10 protein-coding genes are annotated in these 12,192 nt (G+C 55.6%); 2 read left to right on the top strand and 8 right to left on the bottom strand.

Features of this window, described 5'->3' with window-relative positions; genetic code table 11:
* Positions 1–125: 125 nt before the first annotated feature.
* Entirely contained in the window at positions 126–1,022 is an 897-nt protein-coding gene (locus ACQKLP_RS05695) for an OmpA family protein (RefSeq protein WP_427320893.1), read from the bottom strand.
* 186 nt (positions 1,023–1,208) lie between these two features.
* Between ACQKLP_RS05695 and ACQKLP_RS05690 the strand changes: the two genes are divergently transcribed.
* Positions 1,209–1,763, top strand: a complete 555-nt coding sequence (locus ACQKLP_RS05690; protein ID WP_427320891.1) for an alpha-ketoglutarate-dependent dioxygenase AlkB — start codon at positions 1,209–1,211, stop codon at positions 1,761–1,763.
* Positions 1,764–1,768: 5 nt separating this feature from the next.
* Here the strand turns inward: ACQKLP_RS05690 and ACQKLP_RS05685 are convergent, their stop codons facing one another.
* The 7 genes from ACQKLP_RS05685 to ACQKLP_RS05655 all read right to left on the bottom strand — a co-directional run bounded on the left by ACQKLP_RS05685 (position 1,769) and on the right by ACQKLP_RS05655 (position 9,836).
* On the bottom strand, positions 1,769–2,149 hold the full coding sequence (locus ACQKLP_RS05685; protein WP_427320889.1) for an STAS/SEC14 domain-containing protein: 381 nt from the start codon (positions 2,147–2,149) through the stop codon (positions 1,769–1,771).
* A gap of 255 nt (positions 2,150–2,404) precedes the next feature.
* Positions 2,405–3,205 carry a hypothetical protein gene (locus ACQKLP_RS05680; RefSeq protein WP_427320887.1) on the bottom strand — a complete coding sequence of 267 codons (801 nt, stop codon included), beginning with the start codon at positions 3,203–3,205 and terminating at the stop codon, positions 2,405–2,407.
* Positions 3,206–3,216: 11 nt separating this feature from the next.
* On the bottom strand, positions 3,217–3,996 hold the full coding sequence (locus tag ACQKLP_RS05675) for a hypothetical protein (RefSeq protein WP_427320885.1): 780 nt from the start codon (positions 3,994–3,996) through the stop codon (positions 3,217–3,219).
* 26 nt (positions 3,997–4,022) lie between these two features.
* A complete protein-coding gene (locus tag ACQKLP_RS05670) occupies positions 4,023–7,469 on the bottom strand; it encodes a TonB-dependent receptor domain-containing protein (protein ID WP_427320883.1) in 3,447 nt (1,148 codons plus the stop codon).
* A 159-nt stretch (positions 7,470–7,628) separates the two neighbouring features.
* Positions 7,629–8,561 (bottom strand): FecR family protein, encoded by a 933-nt coding sequence (locus ACQKLP_RS05665; protein ID WP_427320881.1) that lies wholly within the window; start codon positions 8,559–8,561, stop codon positions 7,629–7,631.
* Between the two features lie 80 nt (positions 8,562–8,641).
* Positions 8,642–9,214 (bottom strand): RNA polymerase sigma factor, encoded by a 573-nt coding sequence (locus ACQKLP_RS05660; RefSeq protein WP_427320879.1) that lies wholly within the window; start codon positions 9,212–9,214, stop codon positions 8,642–8,644.
* A gap of 139 nt (positions 9,215–9,353) precedes the next feature.
* On the bottom strand, positions 9,354–9,836 hold the full coding sequence (locus ACQKLP_RS05655) for an LIC11966 family surface protein (protein WP_427320877.1): 483 nt from the start codon (positions 9,834–9,836) through the stop codon (positions 9,354–9,356).
* A gap of 123 nt (positions 9,837–9,959) precedes the next feature.
* Here ACQKLP_RS05655 and ACQKLP_RS05650 point away from each other — a divergent pair, with 123 nt between their 5' ends.
* On the top strand, positions 9,960–12,188 hold the full coding sequence (locus ACQKLP_RS05650; protein WP_427320875.1) for a sensor histidine kinase: 2,229 nt from the start codon (positions 9,960–9,962) through the stop codon (positions 12,186–12,188).
* Positions 12,189–12,192: the final 4 nt, after the last annotated feature.

Here is a 12,192-nt window from a genome sequence, read left to right as displayed (position 1 = left end):
CTTCGAAAAAGATGTTACCAAGGTAAGGCATTATGCCGGATTTTGCAACCGGGCCGCCGCCTGGCGCACGGAAATAAAAAAGCCCGCGCCATTGCGCGGGCCTGTAAAATGTTCGTTTACCGGGATCAGGAACCCGTTACCGGTTGGCCGGTCGGTGATACCGAATCCGCTTTTTCCGGCGCCTTGTCGATCAGCTCCATGAACTGGTCGAGCTTCGGCGTGATGATGATCTGGGTGCGGCGGTTGCGGGAACGTCCGTCTTCCGAGTCGTTAGACGCGATCGGGTTGTACTCGCCGCGGCCACCTGCGGTCAGCCGTTTGGGGTCTACACCATAAGTGGTCTGGAGTGCCTGTACAACGGACGAAGCGCGCAGGGCGCTGAGGTCCCAGTTGTTGCGGATGTTTTTCTGACTGATGGGCACATTGTCCGTATTACCCTCGATCAGCACTTCGTAATCGCGGTAATCGGTGATGATTTTCGCGATTTTGCTGAGCGTTTCGCCGGCGGCGGGAGAAATTTCGTAGCTGCCGGAGCGGTAAAGCATTTTGTCGGACAGTGAAATGTACACGACGCCTTTCAGCACCTGCACGTCCACATCACGCATTTCTTCGCGGCTGAGGGAGCGGGTCAGGTTGTTGGTGAGCACCATGTTGAGAGAGTCGCTCTTGTTCTTGGAGTTCACCAGCTGCTGGATGTAGCGGTTGGATGCGTTGATCTCGTCTACCAGTTTGGAGATATTCACATTCCCCTGGCTGGAGGAGTTCAGACATTTGTTCAGCGCATCCTGCAGGGAGCGCAGGCCGGCGCGCTGCTGCGCGATCTGCTCTTCCAGGCTGCGCACACGGGTGGTGGAGCCTGACATTTCGCGCTGGCAATCCTGGTACTTGTCGTTCAGTGCCTTGTAGTCGTTCTGTAATTCGCCGTAAGTGCCTTGCAATGCGGCGAACTTCTTGTTGCTGACGCAACTGCTGCCGAAGATGGCGATCGCCACGACCGCCGTCGATATTCCTATAATTTTCATACAAAAGGATTAAGATTCATATTGTTACAAAGGTTGTACCATACTCGCAGCAACCGCACACTTCACTAACAATCAGCCTGCAAGAAATATTCGACAGGCATAATGTGTTAGAAAACCGCGATATGTAGCCCCGGTTTCCGGGGTTTCGGCAAGGGCCGGTTGGCACGCGATTCGCCCCGAAAAAGCATGACAACCTTGTTCGACATACCGCCGTCGTTCCCGCCCGGCTTTTATTATTACCCTGAATTTTTAACGGGGGAAGAAGAAACGGGCTTGCTTGAAACAGTGCAACAGATCAACGTGTCGGATTTCACTTTCGAAGGGTACAAGGCAAAACGGAGAACGGCCAGTTTCGGGTTCGATTATCATTTCGACAGCGGTGAACTGACGGAAGGCCTGCCTATTCCGTCCGCCTTCCGGGCGCTGACTGAAAAAGTGAGCGGCCTTGCCGGCGTAAACCCGGACGATTTCAAGGAGCTGCTCGTAACCCAATATCCGCCGGGCTCGGTCATCAACTGGCACCGCGATGCGTCGCCGTTCCGGCTGATAGCGGGCGTATCGCTGCAGGCGGGCTGCAGGTTCCGGCTGCGGCCGTATGGTGCGCGTAAGCCCTTGCTCACTTTCCCGGTGGAGCAGCGCTCGCTGTACGTGATGGAGGGAGAAGTGCGGAGCGCGTGGCAGCATAGCATCCTGCCCGTTGCGTCGGAACGGTATTCCATTACTTTGAGAACGTTGTATTAACCTATTCAGTCACCCGTTTTCATTGGGCCGCTTACCCAGGCCTTTGCCTCCAGGAAACCGGTCAGCGGGTATGTCCTGATTTCGCCGTGCACCAGCGAACTGAGGATCTTGTACGCCGTACGTACCCACTTTTCATCGGTCACGATGGCCATCCGCTCCCATTTCAGAAAATGTTCGAAGCTCACCTTGAGGTATTCGAGAAACGCCCCGATGCTATAATTCCCCATATCGGTTTCGAGGCGGACGAGGAAGTTGATATGGCCATAACGCTTCGCCACTTCATCTACCCTACGCATCACCACCGAGCGATATTCCTCCTTGCTCACGGCTCCGCGCGCGGCGTATGCGGCCACATGGCCGGGGAAATCATTCAACAGCTCTACCATGGTCCTTTTCCTGAAAACGGTGCCATTATTGTGCCGGTAATACGGCCGTTTCAAAAATCCTCCGCGACCGCGAATCGGGCTTCATCATGCGTGCGCATTATCTGAAAATTTATGCGTGATCCAGTTCAATGCCAATCATGGCCGCACTTAATACCAATGCGGCTTCATCCAAACATAATCAAATCCACATTCGCTGCTTTCCAACAAAAAAAGCCGCCTCGCGGCGGCTCCTTTCGGGATATATAGGAAACAGTGTTACCGGGTCCTGTCCGGGACGAAAAACATCCGCGAAACCTCCAGCGCCCACGGTCCCGGGGTGAAGAAATACTGCTGCACCAGGCCTTTTTCGCCGGCCAGCGGCAGAAACAGCCCCGCGGCGCCCACGCGGCTCCGGGTTTCATCGTTTTGGAAGGCCCACTGGTCGGTGGTGCCGGCTTTCGCGAAACAAATGAACGCCTTGTCGTGCATACCTTTGGTGGTAAACTGCTCCGCCGCCAGGTAATCGACGTACGTCCAGCTATTGGGCCGCACGTTTTTAGCGAGGTAGGCGCGGTGCTCGGTACCGCCCTCTTCCACCCGGTAGAGGAAGATGTCGATCGGCTCGTTACTGCCCGGGTTGCGCGCGAAGAAACCCAGTTTGTTGGTGTTGGGATCGGCCGCAGGCGGTTGCGAAGGCACTTCCTTCCCGTCGATATACACGAAATTGAAATGCGCCCTGGAGCCGGACTCGGGAAGCACCTGGCGGAAGATCACCGCTTTCGTCACGGTATCCGTGATCACGAGGGTTTTGTTCTTCCGGCGCAGCGGATAGTTGTACATCGCGTAGAAATGCAGCAAGGAAGCGGGTTTAACGATATAATCGCCATTTTTGACGCTCACGTCGAAAACGGTGGTGTCAATGGAAAACTGCAAGGCATGGTCAGACCCGTTGTACCCCGTCACCATGACCTGCATGGCCCTTTCCATTTCCATATCGTCTTTGTTGCAGGAAGCCATCGCAAATGGCGCCAATGCCAGTAGCAGGACGAAAATTCTATTCTTGATTAACGTTTGCATGATGTTCGGTTTTATATTTCCAGGTTCTTCACGAATGCCATGAGCGCGCCTGACGGGTTCTCCGAGAAAATGTACATCCTCGACGAAGCCACGTTGGCGGCGGGTTTCGGCGCGGTAGTGGTAATGCTCCAATTATATCCGGTACCGTTTGTATAAAACTCATTGGTACCGGCTTTGTAGATGTAGATGACGAACAGCACCGGGGTGGGCTGCCCGTTGTAGGTTTGCCCCGCTGTCGGGAAGGGATCGATGGAGATCGTTTCACAGAATTCGCCTGGCTTTACGTTTTTCACACGGGCCAGCTCTTCGAACACTTTCGGTATGAAATACAATTTGCCCACGGCGATGTCTACCGGGCCGGTATATTTCGTCTGTATCGGCATCCACATGTACTTCAGCTTGATTTTCCCTTCTTCGAACGGCGGCGGCGAGGGCATGTCGCCCACCTGTCCGTTCAGGTAAAAGAAACTGAGCCTGAAAGTGCCCTCTTCTTTCTTCACTTCCTTTTCCAGTACCACTTTCCCTGTCTTCTCCCTCACCGTCATATGCACGGTACTTTTACCTTCAGGAAACGTATAAGCCGCATTGGCATTGAATTTCCCGTTGGAGAGATAAAACTTTTTCTGGAGGGTGTCGATCTGTACTTCGAGCTCCTGGCCGCTGCCGTTGTAGCCAGACAAGGCGAAAGACAGCATTTCTTCCTTGTACAGAAAATCGTCCCCTTTATCACAGGCCGCCGCAAAGACCGCCATGGCCGCCAGCAGGATAAAACCGATATATTTCGTTTTCATGATTTGCGTTTTGTTGCGCGAAAAAATTAGAATGTATAGCCGACAGACAGGCTGAACGAGGTGCCCACTTTCCGGATGAAAGTGTCCTGGTCGCCGATCCTCCGTTTCCGCTTTCCGTCTTCCGTCATTTCCAGGTAGCCGGCTTCATATTTCTGCGAGAAGCCGTATTTCCATTCATAGATCTCGTTCCAATCGGTGGCGTTGATGGCCGAGACGGGCATGCCCTTCCATTTGTCGAGAAACTTGTAGGTATCGTCGCTATTGATGTAAAAACGGTACGCGCTGTTGGTAAGGTTGCTCATATTGAGCCTTACCATCAGTTTTTTGTTTTTGAGGAAGGCGTAGCTCACTTGCGCGTCCAGCTGGTCGCGGGGGCGTTCGTACTCCACGATATTAGGGGTAATCCCGGTGGTGAAGGTTTTGTAGCCCATGTGGTTAAAGGCCAGGTTGGCGCCGAGGCGTTTGCCTGCGTATTGCATGGCGATGTTGTAGAGGACGGGCACCTGGCCGTAAAGCGGCCGTTTCTCCTTCAGTTGCTGCTTGGTGCGGTAGCGGTATTCGTAGCCGTATTTGTTGGTAATGAGGGATTGTCCACCGAATTGTGCCGCCTGCACGGTAGAGTTTTGCAGCGTGAAATTGCCGCTGAGGTAAAAATCCTGGAGGAATTTCCATTGCGGGTACACGAACCCGAGGCTCTTGCGGATATCGAATTCCCAGCCGTGCACTTTGGCCCATTCGGAGTTGTTGGTTTTGACATAAATCCGGCCGGTAGCGTCGGGCTGGTCGCGGTAGATTTCCACGGGCTTGTCGAAATATTTATAGAAATAGCCGAAGGAAATCACTTCGCCGGGCCTGGGGTACCATTCGAGGCGGAGGTCGTAGTGGTCGATGAGGGTCGACAAAACACCTTCGTTCATGCGATAGGCCGCGACGGCGGGGTCGTAGCGGACCATGCGGGAGTTTTCGATCAGCGAGGGGCGCACCACCGTTTGCGCGTATGCGGCGCGGATGTTGAAATCCCTGGTGGGGTTGATCGTCAGGCTGGCCGACGGCAGATATCGCCAGGCTTTTTCTTCGTTGACAGGATCGGCGAAGGCGCTTACGACTTTACCGGTTTCGGGGTCGATGTACCGCACCCTTTCCCCTTCGAGGATGAGGTTGTTGATCTGCTGGTCGTTAGCCCCGTTCCTGATCCTTTCGTAATTATAATATTCTGCGCGCAGCCCCCATACCAGGCGCATCCAGTCCGTAAACCGGTTATCGAGCATGAGGTAACCGGCCTTATTGGTGTTCTTGCCCTCGTAACCGCTGCGCGAGAACGCGGCGGGGTAATACAGCAGATCGTTCAGCGGGTCTTTGTATTCCAGGAACCTGTTCCATTCCTGCACGGGCGCATAGGCATACAGTCCGTTGGACGACTGCAGCGCGCCGATGGGCAACACCATCCAGTCATAATAACCATGCCTGTCCATATATTGCACACCTGCCTTTGCGATCTGCTTCTGGCCGAACAGTTGGGTCTGATAGCTGAGGGCGCCTTCGGCGATGCGGTTGGTTTCTTCGTAGAGATATTGCGCGCGGTTGAAGGTGCCGGTCCCCGGGTTCGTGATAGCCGTGGGCAGTACATTGTACATCATCCCGTTGAGGGTGTGGATGGGCTTGAGCCAGGCTTCCACCGCGTCTTTCTCGCGGTTGGTGACCTTATTGCGCGCTACGTTCCATTCAAACCGGAATTTCCCGAAGTTATGGTCGCCGTTGATGCGCTGCTGTACCATATCGAGGAACTTCGGTCTATCGTACTCCCTTACCGCAGGCAGCTCGCCGTACCCGATCTCGTTCCCCCAGCCCACGAGCCGGGAAAACTGATTATTGAACACGCGTGAGTAGAAATTGCGCACCGTGATCTTGTGGTGCTTCGCGCTCCAACCGGCATTCAGCAACGCGCCCCAGGCCGTGCTGAAATTGTAGTAGTGCGCATAGGTAGGCTCTTCTTCCTCACCGGTAACGGCATTGTACACCCGGTTGTTCAATTTCTCCCAGTTCCCCCGCTCGAAGTGGGAAACATCGTCGATCGACTGCTCATTGCGGTAGCTCACGGAGCCCACGAACCCGATGCGGCTGTTCTTCACGTTATAGCTCCGCCCTAAACTGAACTGGTATTGTTGTCCCGGAGCGGCAGTGTATTTGCGGGTGCCCAGGCGCTCCAGGCCTCCGATCCTTTTGTTCTGCTCGGCCACCATAGCCGGTGTAATGAGCGTTACTCCGGGCGCCGGCGTGGCGTTGGGGTTGGCGGGGTCGTAATTCCGGCCGTCGAACAGGATCATGTTGTCGGGGAAGTGCTCGCGGCTGCCGTCGTCGAAGCCGAGATAATCGTTTTTCCCGCGGCCGTACCCGAGAAATTCCTTCCCGGTAACGCCGGAGATGTATTTGCTGCCGATGCTGACCGTCGTGAAATTCTCGTGGGGAATGGCGAAGGTATTGATCTGCACCAGTCCGCCACCGAACCCGAAGCTCATGTCCGGCGTCGCGGTTTTGGAAACAACGACGTTATCGATGAGGTTGCTGGGAATGATGTCGAACTCGAAATCCCGGATCTGCACGTCTGTACTGGGAAGAATGGCGCCGTCCATCATCGCCAGGTTGTACCGTTCCGCGATGCCGCGGATCACCACCCGTCGGTTGTCGTTGGTGCTGACGCCGGAAATGCGTTTCAACGTTTCGCCGACGTTCTTGTCTGGCAGCGCCGAAATCTGCTCCCGGCTCATCCCGTTCGAAATACCGGCTTCGTTCTTCTGCCGCGCGTACAGCGACGCTACGGATTCCTTTCCCGCGGAAGATGTTACCACCACCCCGCTCAGCGTGCTTTTCTGGCGTTTCAGCGTGGCGTTCAGCTCGAAGGTTTGTCCATCCTTCACTTCGATCCCCGTTACGCGCTTGGTGCCGTACCCGATGGAGGAAATCTCCACTTCGTATGTTCCCGGGGGCAGGCTGAGCACGAAGGAACCGTCGATTTTGGTGGTTGTCCCTTTGCTGCCGATGCGTACCGTCACGAAAGGCAAGGGCTCACCGTTCGACTCGTCGATGATCTTCCCGGAAATGCGCCCGTCTGCCCGAACCGCCGCGGCCGCAGATGCCGGCGTTTCAGGAAGCGCACCGGGCCGGAGGATCACGGCGCCCATGTCGCTGGTGCTATGCGTAATGCCCAGCGTGGTTTGCAGGGTTTGGAGGACTTCCTTCACCGAAGGGCTCGCACTGCGGAAATGGACAGGTTTCTCCAGCCGCCCGCTCACTTCCTTCCCGAACGTGAACTGTACGGATTCGGACCGCTCGATCAGGGCGATCACTTCCCGCCCTTTCAATTCCTGCTTCGGAAGCGGGATCAGTTTGGCCATATCCTGGGCCCGGAGCTGGGAATTGCCAGGAAATATCAAAGGGATAATAAATGCAGCGATACAAAGTATCCTGTTTTGCATAATTTTATGGATTAAATGTTGCAGACTCATGTTAGTACTGTGCGTTTAGCCGCTGTACGGGTGGTGAGATACCCTTGCGGCATGGACCGGACTGTTCGCGCAGGCCGGTTTTTTCTTTGGTAGATGTTAAAGCATGCGGTTGATCGGTGTTTTGAGCGGTTAGTAAATGATGATCCTGTCGTTTTCGTTTTTATACCGGAAGCCCAGCGTTTCGGACAGCAGGGCGATGGCTTCCGTGCAGGTCTGGCGGCGGATGCGGATGGTGACGGTTTCCTGCTGCCAGCGGGCGTTGCGGATTTCCACCGGAACGTTGTACCAGTCGGAAATCGACTGTACGACTTCGGCGAGCGGCGCCTGGTTGAACACCATCCCCCGGTCCCACCATTCACACAGCAGAGCCGCGTCTACCGTATCCACCGCAAAATCGCGCTGCTGAGTATTGTAGCGCAAACGCTTGCCGGGCGTGAGGTTGGCCAGGTGCTTGCCGTCGAATGCCACGCCCACCTTCCCCGTGCGTACGATCACGGAAGCGGAGCCGCTGTCGGTCGATTTCACTTCGAAAGAGGTGCCCAGCACCTGCGTGGTGAGTTTACCCGCCCGCACGAAAAACGGCCGGGAAGGGTTTTCCTTCACTTCGAAGAAGCCCCTTCCGCTCAGCGCAATGCGGCGGTCTGTTGCATTATAGTTATCGGGTATGGTGAGCGTGGCGCCGGGAAAGAGGTGCGCAACGCTGCTATCGGGCAGGTACACGGTTTTGGGCGAACCGGGCTGGGTGATGATCGTTTGGACGAATGCGGCGGGAGGCGCTTGCCTGGACAGCAGCATCCAGGTACCGCAGGCTAACAGCAAAGCCACGGCTGCGGCGTATGCCAGCCATTTCCGGGAATTGCCGGCGTGGCGGAGCGGGAGGTCCGCTTTCCGGGAAACGGATTGCCAAAGGGCGGCCTGGACCGCCCGCCGGTGACGGGGCTCCAGGGCATGGTGGTCTTCCGGCCGCTCCTGCAGCCACTTCCCGATCCATTCCCTTTCTTCCGCCGATGCCGTACCGGCGAGGTACCTTTCAAACGCTGCTCCGAGTTGTTCTACGTTCATATCGTTACGGGAATTTTCCGTCCCCAACTATATGCGTATCCAACCATCGATTTCAACCATCATGGAATGTTACCAAATTATTACCAAAGGAAAATGGCGCTGAGGATGGCCTCCCTGAGCTGTTTGCGGAGTTTCTGGTAGCTGGTGTTCAGCTGGTTGCGGACGGTTTGTTCCGACACGCCTAGCATGCCGGCGATCTCTTTCACCGAATAATGTTCTTCCTGCCGCAGGCGGTACACCTGCCGCATTTTTTCCGGCAGCCGTGCGATCTCCTGTTGCGCCAGCGCCTGGAGCTCTTTATACCGCAATGGATCGGCAAAGGCGGCGATGTCCGGCAAAATGCTTTGTTCCAGTTCGCTGTTGCGCCCCGCGGTTTTGGCCGCGCGGGCCACCTGTGCGATGGTCTCGTATTGGACGGCCGCGTGGAGATAGGCCGCCAGTGTGGTTTCTATGGCAATGGAAGCACGGCGCGTCCAGACACGGACCATCACATCCTGCACCACGTCCTGCGCGTCGGCTTCAGACTTGATCCGGTTGAGGGCATACACGTAGAGGCGCTCCCAGTAACGGTCGAACAGCTGCCTGAACGCCGCACCATCGTCTTGCCTGACCCGGCCCCATAATTCCATATCCGTGAGTTCGCATGTTTCCATTGAGCAAGGGCATGGACGCCCGGTGTAAAATTAAGCGGGTTTGCGGGATGCGGGGGTTATGGTTTCTTTAATTTTTGACGGCACGAAAAAAGGGAGCCATGGCGGCTCCCCTGTTCTAACCTATAGGGACATGGCTGTACTACTGCTTGTTCACCTGCTTCTCGAACGCGTCGGATGCCTTGTTGATATTGCCGCCGATGGTTTCGAAAGTAGTATTGATCTTGTCGAGCGTGGTCTGGATCTGCGCCTGCACGGTGGTATCGCCGCCTTTTTCCTTCGTGCGCAGTTCGATGAGCTGTTTGTAGGATTCATCGGCGATCTGTTTGTATCCTTTCAAACCTTCGGTTACCGCGGTTTTCAGTCCGCCGTCTTCTTTAATGGCGCCCAGTTTCTCCACTTCGCCGATCGATTTGCCGAGTTGTTCCGACCAGGTTTTGCGGACGGTTTCGGCTTTGGCGTAATCGTCGCCGGTCATGGCCGCGTTCATGGCGTTCATGTGTTTTTCGTTTTCGTTCATCACGGTCATCAGTTTGTTGTTGTATTCAACGGGGTTGGGAGTGCTGCCGCAGCTGGCGAAAAAGAGCGATCCGAAAAGGGCCATCATTGTCGTGAGTTTTTTCATGTTCCGGTTTTTTTTCGTGATTTGATAGCACAAAAGTAGCCGCGGAAGCTCCCTGGGAATATCCCTGAAACCAGCCATTTTTAAACCGCATACTATAGTAAATTTGCACCTGAACCCGGAACCATGCGATTTTTATACAATATCATATATACTTTGCTACTCACCGTGCTGTCTGCCGCCGGATACGCGCAGGTGGTGGAAGACTCGCTGCGGAAGATCGTTTCGCAGCCCCGCCTGCCGCTGGAGCAGCGGATAGACGCCATGGACCGCCTCGGCCAGGTGGTATTTTTCAATAAGGGATGGAACGAAGGACTGGAAGTGCTGCGCAACTCCATCGCCCTGTCTGCCCCCATGAAAGACGGCCGCTACCGCGCGCGCACCTACGGCATGATGGCCGCATCCTGCTTCATCGCCGGAGAATCGCAGGCCGCATACCGGTATCTGGACAGCGCGCAGTTGTACATCCGCCGGTCGAACAGCGGCCTCATCAAAGGCTATGTGCTCTATATGAAAGGCTGGATGGAAAGCCGGGACCATAAGGAAACCGACGCCATCCGCACCCTCCAACAGGCGCTCGACGTATTGGAAAAAGAACCCGAAGGACTGAAATACCGCCAGGCCGTATACTCCGAACTGGCCGGCGTGTACTTCAAATGGTACGATCTGCTGAACGTGGAGAAGTATACGAGATTGTCGCTGGAAGCGGCCCTCCGGATGAAAGAGCTCGAGAAAATGATCAGCGCCACACAGGAACGGGGAGGGTATTTCCTGAATCTTTACCGGACAGATGAGTCCCGCAAACCCGCCCTCGATTCCGCCCTCTTCTACATGCAGCATTCCCTGAACCTGGCGCGCAGCAACCGAGACAGGCTCGTCACGCCCAGTAATATCCCCTTTTCCGCCATCGGCATCGCCAACATCTTCCTCGATCATTTCCCCGCAACGGCGGCCAATAAAGACAGCGTTAATTATTACAACAACATCGCGCTGGAAGAAAGCCGCAAAACACGGCAGTTCACCGTGGAAGCGGGCGTGTACAACACCCTGGCCAATATCGCCATGGACCGGGGCGACTATAACGATGCCATCGCGCACCTCCACAGCGCCATCGCTACCAGCATGAAAGACCCCCTGTTCGACAAATTCAATCTTTCCCAGTCGTACCTCGTGCTGGCAAACGCGTACGAGCTGAAACGAGATACCGCTATGGCCCTGTTCAATTACAAGCAGTACATGGACCTCTACCGCGAACTGTTCGAAGTCGAAAAGATGAACAAAGCCAAAGACCTGGAAGCCCGGTACGAAATGGCCCACAAAGAGCGAGCGCTGCTGGAAGTAAAGCTGCTGGCCGAACAGCGGAACCGCGAGCTCATCCAGGCCAGGTACCTTTCCGGCATTAAAGACAAACAGCTGCTGGAAGCGCAATACGCCGCCGTCGTGAAAGATAAAGCCCTGCTCAACGCGAAATACGCATCCGAAGTACAGCAAAAAGCCCTCGACAGTGCCAATTTCAAAACCACGCAACGCGAACAGGAGCTTAAGACCATCGGCGAACGTTTCGCCTACAACCGCAAACTGAATAAAATCTACGCCGTGCTCACGGTGGCGCTGCTGCTGGCGGCCGCTTTCCTGTACTACGCTTTCCAGCAACGGTCGAAAGCCCTGCGGCAACGGCAGCAACTGCATAACCTGGAGCTGGACCGCATCAGCCAGGAACACCGGATGACCGTGCTTTCCGCCATGCTCGAAGGCCAGGAACAGGAACGCACGCGACTGGCGCGCGATTTGCACGACGGGCTCGGCGGACTGCTGTCTGGCGTGAAGATCGAGCTGTCTGCCATCCATCAACCTGCCACTACCACGCCGCAGCAGGCGGTGGTCCAAAAAACGATGGGGCATCTCGATAACGCCGTGGAAGAGCTCCGCCGCATCGCCAGGAGCATGATGCCGGAGGTGTTGCTGAACTACGGCCTGGGAGAAGCGATCCGGGAATTCTGCAACGGACTGAAAAAATCCGGCGTGCCCGTTTCCTGCCAGGTGTTTAATTACCGTGACGACATGAGCCCCAGCCGGCAGGTGACGTTGTACCGCATCATGCAGGAATTGGTCAACAACGCCGTGAAACACGCCGCGGCTAAGGAAATCCTCGTCCAGCTGCAGCAGCGCGGCAACCGGATTTTCCTGGTGGTGGAAGACGATGGGAAAGGGTTCGACACCGCGCAAATGCATGCGCTCAAAGGCGCGGGACTGGCCAATATACAGTCGCGCGTGGAAATATTACAGGGAACTTTGGAAGTGGAATCCTCACCCGGCACGGGTTCCACTTTTACGATAGAATGTGCCGTAAACTGATGAT

Source organism: Chitinophaga sp. NPDC101104 (genome assembly GCF_050277495.1).
Classification (GTDB): domain Bacteria; phylum Bacteroidota; class Bacteroidia; order Chitinophagales; family Chitinophagaceae; genus Chitinophaga.
This window is presented reverse-complemented; position numbering and strand designations above follow the sequence as displayed.